General features: G+C 72.0%; 21 protein-coding genes. 10 read left to right on the plus strand and 11 right to left on the minus strand.

Features of this window, described 5'->3' with window-relative positions; all coding sequences use genetic code 11:
• Nucleotides 1-2 precede the first annotated feature (2 nt).
• The 10 genes from R3E88_03635 to R3E88_03680 are packed head-to-tail and all read right to left on the minus strand — an operon-like array spanning nucleotide 3 to nucleotide 9,911.
• On the minus strand, nucleotides 3-866 hold the full coding sequence (locus R3E88_03635; protein MEZ4215548.1) for an HDOD domain-containing protein: 864 nt from the start codon (nucleotides 864-866) through the stop codon (nucleotides 3-5).
• Nucleotides 863-1,333 carry a chemotaxis protein CheX gene (locus R3E88_03640; protein MEZ4215549.1) on the minus strand — a complete coding sequence of 157 codons (471 nt, stop codon included), beginning with the start codon at nucleotides 1,331-1,333 and terminating at the stop codon, nucleotides 863-865. Before R3E88_03640 ends, R3E88_03635 begins: the two co-directional genes overlap by 4 nt.
• A complete protein-coding gene (locus R3E88_03645) occupies nucleotides 1,330-1,749 on the minus strand; it encodes a response regulator (GenBank protein MEZ4215550.1) in 420 nt (139 codons plus the stop codon). Before R3E88_03645 ends, R3E88_03640 begins: the two co-directional genes overlap by 4 nt.
• Nucleotides 1,737-2,225, minus strand: a complete 489-nt coding sequence (locus tag R3E88_03650) for a chemotaxis protein CheD (protein MEZ4215551.1) — start codon at nucleotides 2,223-2,225, stop codon at nucleotides 1,737-1,739. Before R3E88_03650 ends, R3E88_03645 begins: the two co-directional genes overlap by 13 nt.
• The gene (locus R3E88_03655) at nucleotides 2,222-3,268 is read right to left on the minus strand and encodes a chemotaxis response regulator protein-glutamate methylesterase (protein MEZ4215552.1); all 1,047 of its coding nucleotides are present in this window, start codon (nucleotides 3,266-3,268) and stop codon (nucleotides 2,222-2,224) included. Before R3E88_03655 ends, R3E88_03650 begins: the two co-directional genes overlap by 4 nt.
• Nucleotides 3,269-3,280: 12 nt before the next feature.
• Nucleotides 3,281-4,180 (minus strand): CheR family methyltransferase, encoded by a 900-nt coding sequence (locus R3E88_03660; protein MEZ4215553.1) that lies wholly within the window; start codon nucleotides 4,178-4,180, stop codon nucleotides 3,281-3,283.
• Nucleotides 4,161-5,483 carry a methyl-accepting chemotaxis protein gene (locus R3E88_03665; protein ID MEZ4215554.1) on the minus strand — a complete coding sequence of 441 codons (1,323 nt, stop codon included), beginning with the start codon at nucleotides 5,481-5,483 and terminating at the stop codon, nucleotides 4,161-4,163. The genes R3E88_03660 and R3E88_03665 overlap by 20 nt, the downstream gene beginning before the upstream one ends.
• Before the next feature lie 45 nt (nucleotides 5,484-5,528).
• A complete protein-coding gene (locus tag R3E88_03670) occupies nucleotides 5,529-7,163 on the minus strand; it encodes a methyl-accepting chemotaxis protein (protein ID MEZ4215555.1) in 1,635 nt (544 codons plus the stop codon).
• Nucleotides 7,160-7,693 carry a chemotaxis protein CheW gene (locus tag R3E88_03675; protein MEZ4215556.1) on the minus strand — a complete coding sequence of 178 codons (534 nt, stop codon included), beginning with the start codon at nucleotides 7,691-7,693 and terminating at the stop codon, nucleotides 7,160-7,162. Before R3E88_03675 ends, R3E88_03670 begins: the two co-directional genes overlap by 4 nt.
• 25 nt (nucleotides 7,694-7,718) lie before the next feature.
• Nucleotides 7,719-9,911, minus strand: a complete 2,193-nt coding sequence (locus R3E88_03680; protein MEZ4215557.1) for a chemotaxis protein CheA — start codon at nucleotides 9,909-9,911, stop codon at nucleotides 7,719-7,721.
• Between the two features lie 271 nt (nucleotides 9,912-10,182).
• Here R3E88_03680 and R3E88_03685 point away from each other — a divergent pair, with 271 nt between their 5' ends.
• From R3E88_03685 to R3E88_03700, 4 genes are read left to right on the plus strand one after another with little or no spacing between them, the layout of a single operon-like run.
• The gene (locus R3E88_03685; protein MEZ4215558.1) at nucleotides 10,183-11,019 is read left to right on the plus strand and encodes a chemotaxis protein CheW; all 837 of its coding nucleotides are present in this window, start codon (nucleotides 10,183-10,185) and stop codon (nucleotides 11,017-11,019) included.
• Nucleotides 11,016-11,378 (plus strand): response regulator, encoded by a 363-nt coding sequence (locus R3E88_03690; protein ID MEZ4215559.1) that lies wholly within the window; start codon nucleotides 11,016-11,018, stop codon nucleotides 11,376-11,378. The genes R3E88_03685 and R3E88_03690 overlap by 4 nt, the downstream gene beginning before the upstream one ends.
• A 43-nt stretch (nucleotides 11,379-11,421) precedes the next feature.
• Nucleotides 11,422-11,898 carry a hypothetical protein gene (locus tag R3E88_03695; GenBank protein ID MEZ4215560.1) on the plus strand — a complete coding sequence of 159 codons (477 nt, stop codon included), beginning with the start codon at nucleotides 11,422-11,424 and terminating at the stop codon, nucleotides 11,896-11,898.
• A gap of 51 nt (nucleotides 11,899-11,949) precedes the next feature.
• The gene (locus R3E88_03700) at nucleotides 11,950-13,026 is read left to right on the plus strand and encodes a TauD/TfdA family dioxygenase (GenBank protein MEZ4215561.1); all 1,077 of its coding nucleotides are present in this window, start codon (nucleotides 11,950-11,952) and stop codon (nucleotides 13,024-13,026) included.
• 18 nt (nucleotides 13,027-13,044) lie between these two features.
• On the opposite strand, the gene R3E88_03705 is transcribed toward R3E88_03700, so the two are convergent.
• A complete protein-coding gene (locus R3E88_03705) occupies nucleotides 13,045-14,127 on the minus strand; it encodes a phosphotransferase family protein (protein MEZ4215562.1) in 1,083 nt (360 codons plus the stop codon).
• 154 nt (nucleotides 14,128-14,281) lie between these two features.
• Between R3E88_03705 and R3E88_03710 the strand changes: the two genes are divergently transcribed.
• The 6 genes from R3E88_03710 (at nucleotide 14,282) to bioD (ending at nucleotide 20,103) form a co-directional block, all read left to right on the plus strand.
• Complete coding sequence (locus R3E88_03710) at nucleotides 14,282-15,079, plus strand: SDR family oxidoreductase (protein MEZ4215563.1); 798 nt, start codon at nucleotides 14,282-14,284, stop codon at nucleotides 15,077-15,079.
• 18 nt (nucleotides 15,080-15,097) lie between these two features.
• On the plus strand, nucleotides 15,098-15,895 hold the full coding sequence (locus tag R3E88_03715) for a crotonase/enoyl-CoA hydratase family protein (protein ID MEZ4215564.1): 798 nt from the start codon (nucleotides 15,098-15,100) through the stop codon (nucleotides 15,893-15,895).
• Nucleotides 15,896-15,909: 14 nt separating this feature from the next.
• Entirely contained in the window at nucleotides 15,910-16,632 is a 723-nt protein-coding gene (locus tag R3E88_03720; protein ID MEZ4215565.1) for an EthD domain-containing protein, read from the plus strand.
• A 72-nt stretch (nucleotides 16,633-16,704) separates the two neighbouring features.
• A complete protein-coding gene (bioF, locus tag R3E88_03725; protein MEZ4215566.1) occupies nucleotides 16,705-17,916 on the plus strand; it encodes an 8-amino-7-oxononanoate synthase in 1,212 nt (403 codons plus the stop codon).
• Nucleotides 17,913-19,307: an adenosylmethionine--8-amino-7-oxononanoate transaminase gene (gene bioA / locus R3E88_03730; GenBank protein MEZ4215567.1), complete on the plus strand. Its 1,395-nt coding sequence runs from the start codon at nucleotides 17,913-17,915 to the stop codon at nucleotides 19,305-19,307. The genes bioF and bioA overlap by 4 nt, the downstream gene beginning before the upstream one ends.
• Nucleotides 19,308-19,317: 10 nt before the next feature.
• Nucleotides 19,318-20,103, plus strand: coding sequence for a dethiobiotin synthase (gene bioD / locus R3E88_03735; protein MEZ4215568.1), 786 nt, complete (start codon nucleotides 19,318-19,320; stop codon nucleotides 20,101-20,103).
• The last annotated feature ends 3 nt before the right edge of the window (nucleotides 20,104-20,106 follow it).

A 20,106-nucleotide genomic window follows, 5' to 3' on the forward strand; every position in this document is an offset into this window, starting at 1 on the left:
CGCTAGGAGCGGGAGCCGAACGCCTCCTGCGTGCGCGAGAACTCGTCGAGCGTCGCGGCCGCGAGCGACTGCATGCCCTGGCCCGTGAGCTTGAGCCGGTCGATGGCCTGCGACTCGAGCCGGTAGGCCATGTTGTCGGCCGACGGTTCGCCTCCGAGCATCATCGAGAGGGCGTCGCCGACGTGCACGGCGCACACGAGCCCCGCGTGCTCGGCGCTCGCCTCCGACGGCGCGTGGTGGTGACGGATCACCTCCGCCAGTGCGGGCGAGAGGCGGAACCGGCCGGCGATCATCGATCCGACCTCGGTGTGATCGAACCCGACGATGTCGCGCTCGGCCGCGCAGAAGTCGCGCGCCTCGCCGGCGTCGACCTGCGCGACGGCTTCGGCCGTGCTTCCCTCGAGCTCCTTCGACACCACGAGCTTCCCGATGTCGCGCAGCAGGCCGCCGGTGTAGGCGAGCGTCGGCGAGACGCCGATGTCCGCCTGCTGGGCGACGAGCCGGGAGGCGACGGCCGTGCGCAGGCTGCTCGACCACAGCCCGGTTCCTTCCGACGCGTAGCCGTCGAGCGGCGTCTCGAAGATCTCGCTCGCCCCCTGTGAGAGCGCGGCCGCGACGACGGCGCGCTCGCCCAGGTACGAGATCGCGTGCGCCACCGACTCGACCTCGCTCGCGAGCGCGAAGGCGGCGGAGTTGGCGAGCCGCAGCACGCGGAGCGTGAGCGGCGCGTCGCACTCGACGATGCGGATCAGCTGCGACACCGATCGCTTCGGGTCCTCGAGCACGCGCAGGATCGACTGCGCGGTCTCCGACATGGGGTGGATGCGCGCGACCCGCGTCTCGAGCTCGCGCTTCGTGAGACTCATCGCGGACCTCCGGAGGTGCCGTTCGGCTCGACGAGAGCGACGGCGAAGCGGGCATCCGACATCTCGAACACGCCGATGCGGGCCGGCCGACTGCCGAGGGGGCAGTCGCCGCGACCGGTCTTCGGGATCGTGAGGTGCAGCGGCGCGCCCTCGGGCTGGACGCGGCCGAGCCACGTTCCCGCGAGCGTATTGGAGAGCTCGCCGAGCAGGTCGAGCACCTCGCGTTCGGTCTCGGCGGGCTCGCCGAGCGTCGCCTCGGCGACCTCGGCTGCGAGGCCGGGCGGCAGCACGAGCACGATCTCGCCGAGCGGCGGCTCGAGCGCCACGATCTGCGCCCAGAGCAGGCCGCGGGCCTCCCAGTCGAAGTCGCCGTCCGGCGAGGGAGCGAGGTCGGCGAACGCCATGCCCTCGAACGCCTCGCGCAGCGCGCCTTCGAGATCCTCCGGTAGTCGTCCGTCGAAGGTCATCGCGTCTCCCACTTCTCGATGCGCTCGATCGCCGCGGCGAGATCGGGCGGCGACACGGGCTTCTCCACCAGCAGGTCGACGCCGCGTTCGACGAGCTCCCGCTTGCGCGCCTCGTTGAGCACGCTGCTGACGACGATCACGGGGATGTGCTGGAGACGCGGGCTCGCCTTGATGCGGCGCAGCATCGAGACGCCGTCCATGACCGGCATGTTGAGGTCGGTCACGATCAGGTCGGGCTCGCGCTCGCGCAGGAGGTCGAGCGCGGCCTGGCCGTGCTCGGCCTCGTCGAACTCGACCTCGTCGTAGCCGAGCCCTCGGAGACAGCGAACGACGATCTTGCGCGCGACGGAGGAGTCGTCGACCACGAGGATTCGCCGCAGCGGCGGAGTGTCGGTGCCCATCGTCAGATCTCCCACGTCTCTCGCGTCGCGGACGTCACCGTGACGCGGCCCGAATCGACGCACACTTCGAGCGTTCGGCTGATCGTTCCGCCGACGTCCTCGGAGCGCGGCGCCAGGCCGAACTTCCAGAGTGCCTTCTTGACCGCGAGAAGGTTCTTCTTCCCGATGTCGAACGAGTCGGCGAGGTCGAGGATCTTCGCGCCGCCGGCCAGCTTCACCACGAGGCCCTTTCCGCGAGGCGGACACCCGAGTGCGGTCATCGCGTCGAGGAGGGCCTCGACGCCCGTGTCCGCGAAGTAGCCCGGTGCGGTCTTCGCCTTCGCCGCGTTCGTCGACGAATCCGCGAGCGCGATGTGTGCCATGCCGACCGCTCGCTTTCCGGGATGCAGGACGACCACGCCGACGCACGACCCGAGTGCGTACGTCCGGATCGACGTTCCCGCCGTCGCCGTCGCGCCGAGCTCTCCGACGCCCAGGATGGTTGCGTTCACTTCGATCCTCTGCCCAGCACGTCGGCGATCGCCTTCGCGACGTCGTCGACTCCGACCTGTCTCTCCACGGCTCCTCGCTCGAACGCCGACCGCGGCATCCCGTAGACGACGCACGACGCCTCGTCCTGCCCGATCGTGCGCGCCCCGGCGCGCCGCATCGCGAGGAGGCCGTCCGCGCCGTCGTGCCCCATGCCCGTCAGGATCACCCCGACTGCGCGATCACCGACGGTCTTGGCGACGGATGCGAAGAGCACGTCGACCGAAGGACGGTGTCCGCTCACGCGGTCGCTCGCTTCGAGCTCGACGCTGAGCACGCCGCGCGCCCGGCGCACGACCATGTGCTGGTCTCCGGGGGCGAGCAGCACGCGTCCGGGCTCGACGACGTCGCCCGACTCGGCCTCCTTCACGTCCATCGGGCAGTGCTGGTCGAGCTGCTCGGCGAAGCGCGCGGTGAAGCCCGCCGGCATGTGCTGGACGACGACCATCCCGGGCGCGGTGCGCGGGAAGCGCGAGAGGACGACACGGAGCGCCTCGGTGCCGCCGGTCGACGAGCCGATCGCCACGAGGCGGTTCGCGGCGGCTTCCGGAATCTCGACGAGGTGCGTCGCGGCCGGCGCACGTCGACGATAGGTGGACACGTCCGCGCGCGCGGCCGCCTTCACCTTCTCGCACAGCTCCTGCATCATCGTCGGCAGGCCGCGCCCGACGTCGCTCGAAGGCTTCGCGACGAAGTCGACGGCGCCGGCCGCGAGCGCGTCGAGCGTGACTTGCGCTCCCCTGCGAGTCAGCGAGCTCACCATGACGACCGGCTTCGGGTGCTGGGGCATCAGCCGACGCAGGAACTCGACGCCGTTCATGCGCGGCATCTCGACGTCGAGCGTGATCACGTCGGGGTCGAGCTCGACGATGCGGTCGCGCGCGATGTAGGGGTCGGCCGCGGTGCCGACGACCTCGATCTCCGGATCGCCGGCGAGGCCCTTCTGGAGGATCTGGCGGACGAGGGCCGAGTCGTCGACGACCAGGACGCGGATGCGCTCTCCCATGGCGGGGCCCGTTCAGCCCTTTCTCGCCGCGGGAGCCGCCGCGACGGCGCTGCTCTTCCGGTGGACGCCGGGCGCGACGAACTCGAACGGGGACCACGAACGGTCGAGCGCTTCCGAGTGCCCGACGAACAGGTATCCGCCGGGCAGCGTGGCGTCGTACAGGCGCTGCACGAGCGCGCGCGTCGTCTCCGGTCGGAAGTAGATCATCACGTTGCGGCAGAAGATCACGTCGAACCCGCGCTTGAAGGGGAGCTTCTCGTTCATCAGGTTGAAGCGGCGGAACACGACGTCGCGACGGAGCTGTGCGTCGACCTGGAGGAGTCCCTTCGCGACGGGCGCGAAGTAGCGGCGGCGCAGCGGCTCGGGCAGCCGTGCCACGTTGTCGGCCGCATAGACGCCCGTTCGCGCCGTGTCGAGCGCGCGGCTCGAGATGTCGGTCGCGAGCACGCCGGCGCGCCAGGAGGCGTACTCGGTGCCGAGGAAGTCGCGCACCAGCATCGCCAGCGTGTACGGCTCCTCGCCGGTCGAGCTCGCCGCGCACCACACGCGCAGGTCGCGCTGGTTGCGGGCGCGATGCGGCTCGATCACGTCCGGGAGCGCCGTCTTCACGAGGAAGTCGAAGTGGGCCGCTTCGCGGTGGAAGTGCGTGTGGTTCGTCGAGATGCGATCGACGAGATCCGACAGCATCGCGTGCGTCCGGTTCGCGACGAGCTCTCGATAGTAGTCGTCGAAGCTCGCGTAGCCTTCGGTCGCGATGATCTTGCCGAGCCGCGCGAGCACGAGCGGCTTCTTGTCGGCGCCGAGGGCGATGCCGAACTCGCCCTCGATGAGCGCGCGCAGCCGGTCGAACTCCCCGTCCGACAGCTCCGGTCGCTTCGGCTCGGCGCCGTCGCTAGTAGCGGTCGAAGTCATCGTCGTCCAGGCGGATCACGATCGCATCGCGGCTCGCATCGCGTTCGGGGCCCGGCCGCGCGGGCGCTTCGAGCTCGCCCCAGGCCGAGCCGGCGGACGGCGCGGCAGGCTCCGGAATCGTCGGCTGACTCGCTCTCGCCGTCGCGGCGTCGCGCGGCGCCGACGCATCGCGGCGCGACGCCGCTCGCGACGCTCCGCTCGTCGCGCGCGCCGCGCCGGACGGGCCTCCGACCGCGTTGCGGACCGCGGCCGCTTCGGCTTCGAGCTGCTCGGCCGCACTCGCCATCGCCTCGGCGCTCGCTGCGTTCTGCTGAGTGACGGCGTCGACCTGCGAGAGGCCCGTGTTCATCTGCGCGATCGCGTTCGCCTGCTCGCGGCTCGATTCCTTGATACCCGACACGAGCTCGCTCGCGCTCGCGATCGAGCGCACGATCTCCTCGATCGCCTCCGCGAGGTCGTGCGTCGTGTCGCGCCCCTGATGGACCTTGTGGACGCTGCCCTCGATGAGCGCCGTGGTCTCGCGCGCCGCACTGGCGCTGCGTTCGGCGAGCGCGCGCACCTCCTCCGCGACGACTGCGAATCCCTTCCCGTGCTCGCCGGCGCGCGCGGCCTCGACCGCGGCGTTGAGCGCGAGGAGGTTCGTCTGGAACGCGATCTCGTCGATGACCTTGATGATCTTCGAGATGCTCGCGCTCGCCGCGTCGATCTCGGCCATCGCCTCGGCCATCCGCTTCATGTGCGCGCTGCCCTGATGCGCGCGCGCGCTCGCGTCGTGCGCGAGCGCGTGGGCGCGCTCGGCATCGTCGGCATTGCGGCGCGTCTGGTTCGCGATCTCCTCCATCGTCGCGCTCATCTGCTCGAGCGACGCAGCCGACCGGTTCGAGTTCGCGGAGAGCTCGCGGCTGAGTCGCGTCACCCGCTCGCTCCCGCTCGACACGCGCGCCGAGGCGTCCGCGACGGTCCGCTGCATCCGGACGAACCGGTCGACGAACCCGGTGAGCTCGCGCCCCAGCCGACCGACGACGCCGCGGCCCTGCGTCGCCTCCGCCGCGTCGAGCGCGCTCTGCCCCGAGTTCTCGACGCGCGCGGCGAGGCCGGCGAGCGGGCGCGTGAACGCGGCGCGCAGCCAGACTCGCGAGCCCGCCGCGGCCGCGGCCGTCAGCGCGGCGAGCAGGCCGGCCGCCGCGAGCGGCCCTGCCTTCGCGGCGACGAACGCCGTCGCCGCGGCGATCGCGGCGACGGCCAGCGCCGCGAAGAGGACGGCTTCGCGCTCGAGCCGTCGGTCATCCGTGTGCGGAGTCATGCGGGTTCCTCGATCCGGACGGCCGCGGGGCGGCCGTCGCCCGTTTCAGTACCGACCGAACTCTTCGTCATCGAGCGCGATCACGATCCCGGAGGACGCCGTCGCACCTCGCTTCGGCGACGCGTCGCCGAGCTCGTCCCACCCTCCGCGCGACGGCGTCGCGGCGCGCGCTGCGGCGGGAGCCCGGGGCGTCGCCTGCGGCGCGGCCCGGTGCGGCGGCTCGACGTGCGCCTTGGCCTCGCGGTGCCGAGGGCGAGCCGTGGTCGTGAAGCGCGAGAGGCTGTTGCGGACGTCGGACGTGCGCTGCTCGAGCGTGCGCGCCGTTCCGGCCATCTCTTCCGAGGCGGCCGTGTTCTGCTGCGTGACCGAGTCGACCTGCGCGAGGCCGCTGTTGATCTGCCCGATGCCCTCGGCCTGCTCGCGGCTCGCCGTCGCGATCTCGGAGACGAGGTCGGTCACCTTGCCGATCGCCTCGACGATCTCGGAGAGCGAAGCCGCCGTCTTCTCCGCGATCGAGCGACCCTGTGTGACCTTGCGGCCCGAGCCCTCGATCAGGTCGGTCGTCTCCTTCGCCGCGCGCGCGCTGCGCTCGGCGAGGTTGCGCACCTCCTCGGCGACGACCGCGAACCCCTTGCCGTGCACGCCCGCGCGCGCGGCCTCGACCGCGGCGTTGAGCGCCAGCAGGTTCGTCTGGAAGGCGATCTCGTCGATCACCTTGATGATCTTCGAGATGCTGCGGCTCGCCTCGTCGATCTCGCGCATCGCGGCGACCATCGCCTGCATCTGCTCGTCGCCGGCCTCGGCCGTCGAGCGCGCCTCGCTGGCGAGCCCGACCGCGGCCTTCGCGTTCTCCGCGTTCTGGGTCGTCATGCCCGCCATGACCTCCATGGTCGAGCTGATCTCCTCGAGCGAGGCGGCGGACTCGGCGGCGTTCTGCGACAGGCTCTCGCTCGCCTGCGCGACGCTCGCGCTGTCGCGCGTCACCTGATCGGCGTTGTCCTTGAGGTCGACCACGACGTGGTCGAGGCCCGCGACCATCTCCTTCAGCGCGGTCAGCAGCTCGTCGCGCTCGGAGCGCGGCGAGATCGAGACCGTGAGGTCGCCGCTCGCGATCGCCCGCGCGACGCCCGCGACGTCGTGCGTCGACTGGATCAGCGTGTCGAGGCTCTGCTTCATCGCGGCGAGGCTCGGCACGGGATCGACGTCGATCGAGGCCAGCAGCTCACCCCGCGCGAGCGCCTGGAGCTGGTCGGCGAGGTGGTCGGCCTGCGCGCGCGTCTTCTCCTCCTGCGTCACCACCTCCCAGGTCGCCATCGCACCGACGTGCTGTCCCTTCGCGTCGTGGACGGCGTGGATGCGCAGGCGGAGGCGCTCGCTGGCGAGCGAGATCGTGGCCTCGTGCGGGAGGTTCGCGGGATCGGCGAGCAGGCCCCGCTGGCGCTCCGGGTCGCGGTGGAACTGGTCGATCGAGATCCCGATCAGCTCGTCGACGGTGCAGGGAAGCAGGTGCTCGACCGTGCGCAGCGTCTCGCGCGAGGCGCGATTCATGTAGCGGAGCACGAGGTCGCGGTCGGCGAACATCATGTTCACCGGGGCGTCCTCGATCATCGTCTCGACCCACGAAGCCGGGAGTCCGGTCGTCGCTCCGGTCGACTCCAGCCACTTTCCGAACGGGCTCATGCTCGCTTCTCCTCGTGCTCGCCGGGTGCCTCTCCGTCGACGTCGTCGAAGAGCAGGCGCTCGACGTCGAGCAGGATCTTCACGTCGTCCTCCACCCGCACGAGGCCGCGGATCATCGACGTCGCCGACGGGTCGGCGGCGCTGCGCGGCGCCTTCTCGATCGCGGCGGCCGGCGCGTCGACGACCTCGGAGACGGTGTCGACGAGGAGTCCGATGCTCTCGTCGCGGACGTGGACGACGATGATGCAGGTGCGCTCGTCGACTTCGCGCGCCTCCATGCCGAAGCGCCGGCGGACGTCGACGACCGGCACCACGGTGCCGCGCAGGTTGATGACGCCGACGACGGCGCCGGCCGCGTCCGGCACGACGGTCATGCGCTGGAAGCCGATGATCTCGTCGACGCTCGAGAGCGCGACGCCGTAGGTCTCGCCGGCGATCTCGAAGGTGAGGAACTGCTCGCGCAGCGCGACGTCGTCGGGCGGATCGACGCGTCCGTATGCGCCTCCCACGCTCGGCTCGATGGCAGTCATGCGGTCTCCGGATGGCGCGACGTCGTCATGCGTGCGGTGCCCACTGGGACTGCACGGACTGGACGTCGAGGATGAAGCTGATGTCGCCGTTGCTGAGGATCGAGCACCCGGACACGCCGCGGATGTGCCCGAGATACGTGGGCAGGGCTTTGATCACCGTCTGGCGCTGCCCGATGATCTCGTCGACCCAGACGCAGAAGGTCTGGTCGCCCTCGACCACGATGACGATGCCGTCCTCGAGCCGCTCGGCCTCGCACTCGATCCCGTGATAGCGGTGGAGCCGCACCATCGGGAGCAGTCGACCCCGGACGTGCACCATCTCCTGGCCGTCCGTGAGCACCGAGACGTCGTCCTGCGTGATCGGGATCGACTCGCGGATCGCGAGCAGCGGGAAGGTGTAGATCGACTCGCCGACGCGAACGAGCATGCCTTCGATGATCGCGAGCGTGAGCGGGAGGCGGATCGTGATCGCCGTCCCCTTGCCGATCTCGCTCGCGATGTCGACGCGTCCGTTCAGCGCCTCGATGTTGCGGCGGACGACGTCCATGCCGACGCCGCGGCCCGAGACGTCCGTGACCTGCTTCGCCGTCGAGAAGCCCGCCTCGAAGATGAACCGGAAGATCTCCGAGTCGCGGAGCTCGCGGCCGGGCTCGGTGAGGCCGCGCGCGATCGCCTTCTCGAGGATCGCGTCGCGGTCGAGCCCCTTGCCGTCGTCCTCGATGACGATCCAGATCTCTCCGCCCTGGTGGCGCGCTTCGAGTCGGATCGTTCCGCCCGCGGTCTTGCCCGCGGCCCTGCGCACGTCCGGCGACTCGATGCCGTGGTCGACCGAGTTGCGGATGAGGTGGACGAGCGGGTCGGCGATCGCCTCGACGACCGTCTTGTCGATCTCGGTGTCCTCGCCCGCGAGGACGAGGTCGACCTGCTTGTGCTGCTTCTGCCCGAGGTCGCGAACGAGCCGGAGCATCTTCCGGAAGGTCGGGCCGATCGGGATCATCCGCGCGGCCATCGCGACGTCCTGCAGGCTGCGCGTGATGCGATTGAGGTGGAGCGCCGCCTTCTGGAAGCGTTCGAAGCTGTGCCCTTCGAGGTCGGGACAGTGGGTGACCATCGTCTCCGCGAGGATCAGCTCGCCGACGAGGTCCATCAGCGCGTCGAGCTTCTCGAGGTCGACGCGGATGCTGCCGCGCGACTTCCGGTCGGAGCCCTCCGCCCGGTCGGCCTTCTCGGCCGGCTCCGGTCGCTGCTTCGCGCGCGCGTCGGCGACCGGCGCGGCCGGGCGCGCGGACGGCACGGGCGGCGTCGGCGCGGCGCCGGACGCGGGCTCCGAGCGGTCGAAGACGAGGCCGCGCTCGTGCTCGGGAATCGCACCGCCGCCGTCGGGAAGCTCCGCGACCGCGGTGCGCAGCACGTCGATCGCGTGCAGCAGCGCACCCGTCACCTTCGCGTCGGGCTGCAGGCGGCTCTCGCGCAGCTCGTCGAGCGCGTTCTCGGCGGCGTGCGTGAGCGTCTCCATGTCGCGGTAGCCGAAGAAGCCGCAGTTGCCCTTCAGGCTGTGCAGCTCGCGAAAGGCGATGTCGCGGTGTTCGACGTCGCTCGGGTCGGCCTCGAGCGACAGCAGCGCGCGCTCGGCCGCCTCGATGCGGTCCGACGCTTCCGCGACGAACGCCTCGAGCATCTCGGGCGTGATGAGCGTCGGGTCTCCGTCGCTCGCGTCCGCCGCGTCGGGCTCGCTCGCGGGCGCGGCAGGGGCGGCGGGCCCGGCAGGCGCGGCGGTCGTCGCGGGCGGAGCCTGCTCGCTCGCGCCCATCAGTGCCGCGAGCCGCGCGGAGATCGCAGCCGCTTCGCTCTCGTAGCCGGCGTCGTCGAACCGCGTCTCGATGTGCTCGAGCAGCTCGTTGACGAAGTCCATCGCCTGGCAGAGCTCGGTGATGTGCTCGGGCCGGAGCGTCGCCTGTCCCTTGCGGAACTGATCGAGCAGCGACTCCGCCGTGTGCGTCACCGAGACGAGATTGTCGAGGTTGAGGAAGCCGCCGCTGCCCTTCATCGAGTGGAAGGCGCGGAAGATCGTGTCGATCTGCGAGACGTCGAGCTCGCCGGAGGAGGCGCACGTCGACTCGAGCTCCACGAGGAGCGGCTCGACCTGCGCGAGCATCTCGCGACTCTCGGTGACGAACTCGATGCAGAGGTCCTGATTGTCGTCCAGGTCCGAGCTCATCCGCCCCTCCGCCGTCGTCGCCGGCGTGCTGCCGAGAACGCGCCGGTCATCGGTGCGAGAAGTGCGCGAGTTGACGCGAAACAGGGAGCATGGAGCGCGAAGAACTCGACGCTCCGGCGTTCTCCCTACCGACGGTGCGCGGTAGGGACTAACGAACGTATTGGGCCTTGCTCGAAGCGTCGCACGATGTCTGCAGACGAGTTGAATTCACGCGCGCATGCGCCGATAGGAGCGCGCGCTCGGCGTCGACGTCGGGACCGGGAGGTGGTGCATGGCAGGCGAATCCGAGCCGCAGTCGAACGGCTCTTCCCAGCTGGTCGCGTTCGGTGTCGGGCTGCGCCGGTTCGGCGTTCCCATCGACGTGGTGCTCGAGATGGCGCCGCTCGGTCAGGTCGACCCGATTCCGAACGCGCCGCGCTGGATCCTCGGGATGATGCGGCTCCGCGAGAGCGTCGTGCCCGTGCTCGACCTGCGCGTCCGCCTCGGGATGCCGAGCCTCGTGGAGGAGGGCGCATCGATCGTCGCCGTCGTCCGCGAGAGCCGCGACGAGCACGCGGCATGGCTGCGCTCGCTCCAGGCCTCGTGCCAGGACCGGCGCGCCGTCGACGTCCCGGTGGGAGCGCGGTCGTGCAAGTTCGCGCGCTTCCAGCTCGAGTTCGAGTCGAGCGACGTGAAGCTCATGCACCTCCTCGAGAAGCTCGAGGCGCCGCACCAGCGGCTCCACGAGGCCGTGCGCGAAGCCGTCGACCGCACGACGTGCGGCGACTGGGACGGCGCGCGTGCGCGCCTCGAATCGCTCCGCCGCACGGAGTTCTCCGCCCTGCTCGACCGGTTCGACGACGTCGAGACGCACGTCGAGGAAGGGCAGCGGCGCATGGCGATCGTGCTGCGCACGCAGAAGCGCGCCGCGTGCATCGCCGTCGACCGCGTCGAATCCGTGGTGGGGTACGAGACCTCGCAGGTCGAGGCGACCCCGCTCGAGGAGGAGATGATGATCGACGGTCGGGGCCTGACGGCCGCTGTCGTCAAGCCGCTCGACGACGGGCGGTTGATCCAGGTGCTCGACGTCGAGCGCCTCTTCGAGCCGTACGAGGGGAGCGAGGAATGAAGATCCTGATCGTCGACGACAGCAGCGTGATGCGGAAGATCGTGCTGCGCACGCTGCGCCAGGCCGGCTTCGGCGGCCACGACTTCAGCGAGGCCGAGAACGGATCGGACGCACTGCAGAAGATCGCGTCGGCACAGCCGGACCTGATCCTCTCGGACTGGAACATGCCGGAGATGACGGGCATCGAGCTGCTCGAGACGCTGAACGGGGACGGGAAGAAGATCCCGTTCGCGTTCATCACCTCCGAGGCGACGGACCAGATGAAGCAGCAGGCGCACGATGCGGGCGCGACGGCATTCGTGACGAAGCCCTTCACCGCGGACTCGATCGCCGCGGCTCTCGGAACGCTCATCCACTGACAGGGACGCGCTCCCGGGCTTCGGGAGAGGCGGAGGACGCGACATGGCGGGGATCCCGCTCCCGGAGGCGCAGGCGGTCGGAGAGCTGCTGGGGCAGCTGGTCGACAAGGAGGTCGTCGTCGAGAAGTGCCCGAAGGTCGACGCCCGGGCCGCGAGCCCGACGTCGGTGTACGTGGGCGACGACGACGCGGTGCGCGCGCTCTGCGTGTGCGAGCTCGAGCTCGCCGCGCACCTCGGCGCGGCGCTCGGCATGATGCCGGTCGGCGCCGCGAAGGACGCCGTCGCCGCGGGCGCGCTTCCGGAGGGGCTGCAGCTCAACTTCCGCGAGGTGATGAACATCTGCGCCGCGATGCTGTGTGCGAACGGCTCGCCGCACGTGCGGCTCCTCGACGCATTCCCGAGCCAGGAGGCCGCGGGGGCCGCCGCCCAGAAGGTCGCGAAGAGCCCCGCGAAGCGCGTCGACTACCAGGTCGCGATCGACGGCTTCGGAGGCGGGAAGCTCGCGTTCCTGCTGGGCTGAGCCGGCGGCGTTCCGGTTCACGCCCGAGGCCCCGGCGAGTATGCTGGGGCCATGACGCTCGCCTCCTCCTCGGCTCCCGATTCGTTCCCGTACTCCGTTCGCGGTGACCTCCCGCTCGTCGTCGAGCCGCGCGGCGACGATGCGGCGAGCCGATCCGTCGCGCGTCTCCACCAGGCGCTGAAGGAGCACGAAGCCTGGGTGGGCGACGCGCTCGCGCGCCACGGCGCGATGCTCTTCCGCGGCTTCGACGTCGCCGGCGCCGACGATTTCGAGCAGCTCGCGCGCGCGATCGACGACGAGCTGAAGAACGAGTATCTCGGCACGTCGCCGCGCGACGCCGTCGCCGGCTCGAGCTTCGTGTTCAGCGCGAGCGAGCTGCCCGACTACTATCCGATCCCCCAGCACTGCGAGATGAGCTTCTGCGCGACGCCGCCGCGCCACGTGTTCTTCTCGTGCCTCGTCGAGCCGGCCGCGGGGAGCGGAGAGACGCCGCTGTGCGACTTCCGCGCCGTGTGGCGCGACCTCGACCCCGGCGTGCGCGAGCGCTTCGTCGCCGGGGGCATCCGGCACGTCCGCAACTACGCGCCGCCCGGCAGCGACGCGAACGATCCGATGCAGCTCAAGGGCTGGGACGAGATGTTCCAGACGACCGATCGCGAGGCCGTCGAGCGGCGCGCACGCGAGGAGGGCTTCGAGCCGTCGTGGACCGAGGGCGGAGGGCTCCGTCTCGTCTCGACGCAGCCCGTGTACCGCGACCATCCGACGACGGGCGAGCGCGCGTGGCACAACCACGCGACGACCTTCCACGTGGGAACGGCCTTCGCCGAGTATCGGCGCATCGTCGCCCTGCGGCCCACCGAGCGGAACCGCAACCTCGCCGCGTTCGCCGAGAAGCTCGACGAGCGCGCGCGCTCGCGCGCGTCCGACGAGCGCGCCATGCACACGACCTACGCCGACGGGAGCGAGATCCCGGACGCCGACATGGAGGCCGTGCGCGACGCGGTGTGGCGGCACATGGTCGTCACGCCCTGGAAGCGCGGCGACGTGGTCGCGATCGACAACGCGGTCGTGTCGCACGGCCGGCTTCCGTACGAGGGGCCGCGCCAGGTCGTGGTCTGCTGGGCCTAGCGAGCGGCCCGCGCGCGGTCACCCGACGTAGGGTTCGACCTGCTTGCGGTTGATGAGGAGGTCGTCCGGCGAGGCCGGCGCCTCCATCTGCCCGTAGGCCACGGCGCGCGCCGACGTGCGCGTCGAGATGATCATGAAGCGCAGCGCGCCGAACACGAAGTACCAGTCGAAGTCGCGCACGCGGTGCCCGGTGCGCTCCTCGTAGATCGCGATCGCGCGCTCCTTCGTGAGGAAGTCCGGAAGGCCGGGAACGCCGACCGCCTCGGCGAGGCTCTGGAAGAAGTGGTTCATCTGGACCATCCACGCGAGGTCGACCTCGCGCGGCCCGAGCGCGGCCATCTCCCAGTCGAGCACGGCCACCGGCGCGAAGTCGCGGTACAGCACGTTGCCGATGCGCGCGTCGCCCCAGTTGAGGACGGCTTCGCCGGGGTCCGAGGGCCGGTGCGCCTCGAGCCACGCGAACGTGCGCTCGATCGTCGGGAAGCGCGTGCCCTCCCGCGCCCACTCGTAGTAGGCGCGTTGATAGGCGAGGTGCTGGTCGAGCGCGGTCGCGCCGTGGCGCGGGCGGTCGAGCACCCGGCGGAGCTCGTCGTCGACCTCGATCGCGTGCAGGTCGGCGAGGATGCCGATCGAGCTCCGCTCGACCCGCGCGCGCTCCTCGGCCGATGCGGCGAGGAGCCAGCCGTCGAACGGGTAGGGCGGCATGTCGGTCGGGGCGACCCCGTCGACGCGATGCATGACGAAGAACGGCGCGCCGAGCACGTCGGCGGAGCGCTCGAAGAACGCGACCTCCGGCACCGGCACGTCGCTGCGCGCGCGCACGATGCGCAGGCAGTCGACCTGGAGCGCGAGGTCGTACTCCGGGAACGTCGGCCAGTCCGTCATGTCCGGGCTCATCCGCGCGACGAGCGCGTGCGCGCGCCGCTCGCCGTCCTCGGTCCACGTCGCATCGAACAGCAGCGTCTCGCTCGAGAGCCCGTTGCCCTCCGGAATCGCGAGCGGCGACACGTCCGGCTTCGCGTCGGGCGGGAGCTGCGTGGCGAGCCACTCGGCGAGCCGCGTGCGCAGCGCGTCGCGGTCGCGCTTCGAGGGAAGGGGCATCGGGGTCTCCGTCGGTGAGGCGGTCGGCGCGCATTGTCGCACGCCCCGCGCCGGCGGGTGCGGCACGCCGCGCGTCGATTTCGCTTGCGCGGCGGGTGGCGCAGCGCCTACACCCAGGGGCTCGCGCGCGCGCGCGCGGCGGAGGAGAGCTTCGGTGGGAACGAGCAGAGGGGCGAGCCGGGCGCTGCAGGCGTTCGATCTCACGGGCCGCGTGTCGCTCGTGACGGGCGCGACGAAGGGCATCGGCCGCGCGATGGTGCAGGGCCTCGCCGAGGCGGGCAGCGACGTCGTCGTCGTGAGCCGCAAGCAGGAGCTGTGCGACGAGGTCGCGCGCGAGATCGAGAAGGCGACCGGCCGGCGCGCGCTCGCCGTCGCGTGTCACGTCGGTGACTGGGACGCGCTGCCCGCGCTCGTCGACCGCGTCTACGACGCCTTCGGCCGCCTCGACGTGCTCGTGAACAACGCCGGCATCAACCCGACACCGACGCCCGTCACCGCGATCACGAGCGAGTACTTCGACAAGCTCATCTCCGTGAACCTGAAGGGCCCGATCCGGCTCGCCGCGCTCGTCGCGCCGCGCATGGGCGCCGCGGGCGGGGGCTCGATCATCAACGTCACGACGGTCGGCGCCTATGCGGGCGGGCCGGGCGTCGGCACGTACACGTGCGGCAAGGCCGCGCTCACGAACATCACGAAGGTGATGGCCCAGGAGTGGGTCGGCATGAACGTGCGCGTGAACGCGCTCGCGCCGGGGCCCTTCATGACGGAGATGATGAAGGGCACGGCCAAGTTCGACGAGCGCTTCATCGACCGCACCGCCGAGGCGACGCTGATGAAGCGCATCGCCGAGCCCGAGGAGATCGTGCCGCTCTGCCTGTACCTGGCGAGCGATGCTTCCGCGTTCGTCACCGGCGAGGATTTCGCGATCGCCGGCGGCATGCGCAGCAACTGAACCCGCAGGAGAACGACCGTGCCCGATGCCATCGTCGAACGCGACGGCCACGTCATGACCATCACGATGAACCGTCCGAAGCGCTACAACGCGCTCTCGGGCGCGATGCTGATCCGCATGTACGACGCCTATCAAGAGGCGTCGAACGACCCCGACGTGCGCTGCATCATCGTGACGGGGGCCGGCGGCAACTTCTGCTCCGGCGCCGACCTGAAGGCGATGTCGGGCGACGCGGCCGACGGCGACGAGATCGACGTGCAGGCGCGCATGAAGGGCGACCCGGACATCGTCTACAAGGCGCTCTTCCGCCACTACCGCCCGACGAAGCCGATCATCGCGGCGGTCGAGGGCGTCGCGATCGCGGGCGGCACCGAGATCCTGCAGGCGATGGAGATCCGCGTCGCGGGCGAGAGCGCGCGCTTCGGCGTCTCGGAGGCGCGCTGGTCGCTCTACCCGATGGGCGGCTCGGCGGTGCGCCTCCCGAAGCAGATCCCGTACACGCACGCGGCGGAGATCCTGCTCACCGGCAAGCACATCACGGCGAAGGAGGCGCTCTCGATCGGGCTCGTCGGCCACGTCGTGCCCGACGGCCAGGCGCTCGCGAAGGCGAAGGAGATCGCCGCCGTGATCGCCGAGAACGGCCCGCTCGCCGTCGCGGCCATCACGCGCACGCTGCACGAGTGCGACGGCATGGAGCTCGACCAGGCGCTCCGCCACGAGTGGTCGTACGGCCAGGCCGTGTTCGCGAGCCAGGACGCGAAGGAGGGGCCGCTCGCCTTCGCGCAGAAGCGCAAGCCCGACTTCAAGGGACGTTAGGCGAGCGGCTTCGCGTGGAGAAGCTCGTCTACGCGCTGTGGAAGCCGACGGGCGCGGGGCCGGACGCGTACCGCGACGCCCTCCTGCACGAGCTCGTTCCCGCGCTCGCCCGCGCGGGCGCCGTCGCGACCAAGGTCTCGGTCGCGGACTCGGCCGTCGCCGCCGGCGCGAAGCTGCGCATCGACGGCGGGCTCGCGCCGAAGGACGCGCTCGTCACGTTCTGGCTCGAGCAGAGCCAGGACGTCGCGCCGTGCGATGCGCTCCTCGCCGCGCACGCGGCCGAGCGCGCGGGCTGGCTCGTCGTCGAGTCGCGCCCGCTCGTGAGCGAGGTCGTCGCCGCTGCGCCCGGCGCGCGCACGCCCGGCTTCTCGCTCTGCACGTGCGTCGCGAAGCGCGAGGGCCTCTCGCACGCGGAGTTCCTCGACGTCTGGTACGGCGTGCACCGCGCGTGCGCGATCGAGACGCAGAGCACCTTCTCCTACGTCCGCAACGAGATCGTGCGCGCGGTGACGCCGGGCGCGCCGCCGTTCACCGCGATCGTCGAGGAGGGCTTCCCGATCGAGGCGCTCGACGACCCCGCCGTCTTCTACGACGCCGAGGGCGACCCGGCGCGCCTGCGCGCGAACGCGAAGCGCATGCTCGAGACGTGCGAGCGCTTCCTCGACCTCGCGCGCGTCTCGTCCCACCCCATGAGCCAGTACCGGTCGGTGTCGGCAGATCACCCGCTAAGCGGCTGATTCCACAGGGTCGTCAACTCGTCGTGCGCGGGCGGTTGACGGCGCCGCCGCGAGCCTCGACCCTGTCGCGCCATGCACGCCCCGCCGCCTCGTCCGCCGCTCGAGCACGCGCTCGGGGCCGAGCTCGAGCAGGTCGAGGCCGCCGGCCTGTGGCGCGAGCTGCGCGAGATCGAGAGCGCGCAGGAGCCGTCCGTCGTGCTGCGCGGGCGCGACGTCCTGCTCTTCTGCTCGAACAACTATCTCGGCCTCGCGAACCATCCCGAGGTGGTCGAGGCCGCGCGCGAGGCCACCGCGCGCTACGGCGCGAGCGCGGCCTCGTCGCGCCTCATCTCCGGCCACATGCGCGCGCACCGCGAGTTCGAGGAACACGTCGCCGCGTGGAAGGGCGTCGAAGCGGCGCTCGCGTTCTCGACCGGCTACCAGGCGAACGTCGGCGCGATCAGCGCGCTGCTCGGCCCGGGCGACGCGATCGTCTCCGACGAGCTCAACCACGCGAGCATCATCGACGCGGCGCGCCTCTCCCGCGCGCGCATCGCCGTCTTCCGCCACAACGACGCGGGCCACCTCGAGGAGCGGCTGCGCGAGACGGCCGACGCGCGCCGCGTGCTCGTCGCGACCGAGTCCGTGTTCTCGATGGACGGCGACACCGCGCCGCTCGCCGAGATCGTCGCGCTCGCGAAGCGCTTCGGCGCGTGGACGCTCGTCGACGAGGCGCACGGCGCGGGCGTCTTCGGAAAGGCCGGGGCCGGGCTCGCCGACGAGCTCGGGCTCACGGCCGAGATCGACGTCCACGTCGGCACGCTCGGCAAGGCGCTCGGGAGCTTCGGCGCCTACGTCGCAGGCTCGCGCCGGCTCGTCGACCTGCTCGTGAACCGCGCGCGCTCGTTCATCTTCACGACGGGGCTCCCGCCGTCGGCCGTCGCGGCCGCGCGCGCGGCGATCGCCATCTGCGAGCGCGAGCCCGAGCGCGCGGCCGGCCTGCGCCGACGCGTGCGCGCGCTCTCCGACGCGCTGCGCGCCGCAGGCCTCGACGTGCCCGAGGCGCAGAGCCAGATCCTCCCCGTGCGCATCGCCGCCGGCGAGGGCCCGGGGCGCGACGACGCCGCGCGCACGATGCGCGCGATGGCCGCGCTGCTCGAGCGCGGCATCTACGTCGCCGGCATCCGCCCGCCGACCGTGCCGCGCGGCACGTCGCGCCTTCGCCTCTCCGTGATGGCGACGCACACCGACGCGCAGCTCGCGACGCTCGCGCGCGCGCTCGCCGAAGCCGTGGAGGCCGCATGACGACGAAGTCGACCGCTGCGCCCGACGCGCCCGGCTGGGTCGAGCGCGACCGCCGCGTGCTCTGGCATCCGTTCACGCAGCACGACGAGTGGCTCGGCTACGAGCCCATCGTCGTCGAGCGCGCCGAGGGCTTCGAGCTCGTCGCGGCCGACGGCCGCCGCTACCTCGACGGCGTCTCGTCCATCTGGTGCAACGTCCACGGCCACGGGCACCCCGCCATCCTCGAGGCGATGCACGCGCAGCTCGACCGCCTGCAGCACTCGACGATGCTCGGCCTCTCGCACGTGCCCGCGATCGAGCTCGGCGAGCGGCTCGTCGCGATCGCGCCGGAGGGGCTCACGCGCGTGTTCTTCAGCGACGCCGGCTCGACGGCCGTCGAGGTCGCGTTGCGCATGGCGTTCCAGTACTGGCGCCAGGTGGGCCGCCCCGAGAAGCAGCGCTTCGCGACGCTCGTCGACGCCTATCACGGCGACACGCTCGGCGCCGTGAGCCTCGGGTTCTCCGAGCCCTTCCACACCGGCTACGAGCCCATCACGTTCCGCTCGCTCTCGTTCCCGCCGCCCTTCCTGTGCGCGCCGCTCGACGGCCGGGGCGACTGCGGCGACGCCGCGGCGCTCGAGGCCGCCGCCGTCGCGAGCCTCGCCGCGCTCGAGCGCCTGCTCGACGCCCACGCGCACGAGCTCGCCGCCGTCTTCCTCGAGCCGCTGATGCAGGGCGCCGCCGGCATGTGGCCGCAGCCGCCGTCGTTCCTGCGCCGCGTGCGCGCGCTGTGCGACGCGCACGACGTGCTGCTCGTGTGCGACGAGGTGGCGACGGGCTTCGGGCGCACGGGCCGGATGTTCGCGGTGGAGCAGGCCGGCATCGTGCCCGACGTGATGTGCGTGGCGAAGGGGCTGACGGGCGGCTACCTGCCCGTCGCCGCCACGCTCGCCACCGAGCGCGTCTTCGACGCCTTCCGCGGCGCCTACGCCGACTACCGCGCGCTCTTCCACGGCCACACGTACGGCGGCAACCCGCTCGGCTGCGCGGCCGCCATCGCGAACCTCGACGTCTTCGAGCGCGAAGGGACGCTCGCGCACGCGCGCGCGCTCGCCGCGACGCTCGCGGGCGCGCTCGATGCGCACGTCGCCAAGCTCGACCACGCGGGCCCCGTGCGCCGCATCGGCACCATGGTGGGCTTCGACCTGCTGCGCGACCCGCAGACGGGCGAGCGCTACCCCTCGCACGAGCGCCGCGCGCACCGCGCCGCGCTCGCCGCGCGCGACGAGGGCGTCATCGTGCGCGGCCTCGGCGACACGATGATCCTGATGCCGCCGCTCGCGCTGCCGCTCGACCAGGGCGAGCGGCTCGTCGAGGCCACCGCGCGCGCCGTCGCGCGCGCGACGGCGTGAGCGCCGCGGCGTGAGCGCGCCCGCCTCCGCCGCGCCGCGCGGCGTGCTCGTCACCGGCACCGACACCGGCGTCGGCAAGACGCTCGTCTCGTGCGCGCTGCTCGCCGCGCTGCGCGCGCGCGGCCACCGCACCGGCGTCTACAAGCCCGCCGAGACGGGCTGCCCGCGCGACGCCGCGGGCCGCCTCTACGGCGAGGACGTGCGGCGCCTGCTCGCCGCGGCCGACACCGGGCAGAGCGAAGCGAGCGCGAGCGCCGCGCTCTTCCCCGTGCCCGCCGCGCCGCTCGTCTCGGCCGAGGCCGCGGGCACCGCCGTCGACCCCGACGCGCTCGTCGCCGGCTTCGAGCGCCTCGCCGCGCGCTTCCCCGCCGTGTGGGTCGAAGGCGCGGGCGGGCTCCTCGTGCCCATCGCCGAAGGCTTCACCTACGCCGACCTCGCCGCGCGGCTCCGCCTGCCCGTGCTCGTCGTCGTGGGCTCGCGGCTCGGCTGCCTGAACCACGCGCTCCTCACGCTCGCCGAGCTCGCGCACCGCGGGCTCCCCATTCTTGGTTACGTCGTGAACGAGCTGCCGCCCGCCGCCGGCGCGGGCACCGCCGCGCCCGAGAGCGCGCCGCACGCCCTCGCCACGAACCGCGCCACGCTCGCGCGCTTCGCGCACGCGCCCGACCTCGGCGCGCTGCCCGCCGTGCCCGCGCACGCGTGCAGTGACCTGGGTCACCTCGCCGCGCTCGCCGAGCGCTCACTCTGCGTCACCGACGTCGAGCGCGCGCTCGCGGGTGCCGAGCGCGCCGCCTAGCTT

This window comes from Myxococcota bacterium, assembly GCA_041389495.1.
In the GTDB taxonomy this organism is placed as follows: Bacteria; Myxococcota_A; UBA9160; order UBA9160; family UBA4427; genus JAWKRT01.

Excerpts from the sequence above, each read along its gene's own strand:
- R3E88_03635 (MEZ4215548.1), bottom strand. The coding sequence starts at position 866 with ATGAGTCTCACGAAGCGCGAGCTCGAGACGCGGGTCGCGCGCATCCAC.
- R3E88_03640 (MEZ4215549.1), bottom strand. The coding sequence starts at position 1,333 with ATGACCTTCGACGGACGACTACCGGAGGATCTCGAAGGCGCGCTGCGC.
- R3E88_03655 (MEZ4215552.1), bottom strand. The coding sequence starts at position 3,268 with ATGGGAGAGCGCATCCGCGTCCTGGTCGTCGACGACTCGGCCCTCGTC.
- R3E88_03660 (MEZ4215553.1), bottom strand. The coding sequence starts at position 4,180 with ATGACTTCGACCGCTACTAGCGACGGCGCCGAGCCGAAGCGACCGGAG.
- R3E88_03665 (MEZ4215554.1), bottom strand. The coding sequence starts at position 5,483 with ATGACTCCGCACACGGATGACCGACGGCTCGAGCGCGAAGCCGTCCTC.
- R3E88_03670 (MEZ4215555.1), bottom strand. The coding sequence starts at position 7,163 with ATGAGCCCGTTCGGAAAGTGGCTGGAGTCGACCGGAGCGACGACCGGA.
- R3E88_03675 (MEZ4215556.1), bottom strand. The coding sequence starts at position 7,693 with ATGACTGCCATCGAGCCGAGCGTGGGAGGCGCATACGGACGCGTCGAT.
- R3E88_03680 (MEZ4215557.1), bottom strand. The coding sequence starts at position 9,911 with ATGAGCTCGGACCTGGACGACAATCAGGACCTCTGCATCGAGTTCGTC.
- R3E88_03685 (MEZ4215558.1), top strand. The coding sequence starts at position 10,183 with ATGGCAGGCGAATCCGAGCCGCAGTCGAACGGCTCTTCCCAGCTGGTC.
- R3E88_03690 (MEZ4215559.1), top strand. The coding sequence starts at position 11,016 with ATGAAGATCCTGATCGTCGACGACAGCAGCGTGATGCGGAAGATCGTG.
- R3E88_03695 (MEZ4215560.1), top strand. The coding sequence starts at position 11,422 with ATGGCGGGGATCCCGCTCCCGGAGGCGCAGGCGGTCGGAGAGCTGCTG.
- R3E88_03700 (MEZ4215561.1), top strand. The coding sequence starts at position 11,950 with ATGACGCTCGCCTCCTCCTCGGCTCCCGATTCGTTCCCGTACTCCGTT.
- R3E88_03705 (MEZ4215562.1), bottom strand. The coding sequence starts at position 14,127 with ATGCCCCTTCCCTCGAAGCGCGACCGCGACGCGCTGCGCACGCGGCTC.
- bioF (MEZ4215566.1), top strand. The coding sequence starts at position 16,705 with ATGCACGCCCCGCCGCCTCGTCCGCCGCTCGAGCACGCGCTCGGGGCC.
- bioA (MEZ4215567.1), top strand. The coding sequence starts at position 17,913 with ATGACGACGAAGTCGACCGCTGCGCCCGACGCGCCCGGCTGGGTCGAG.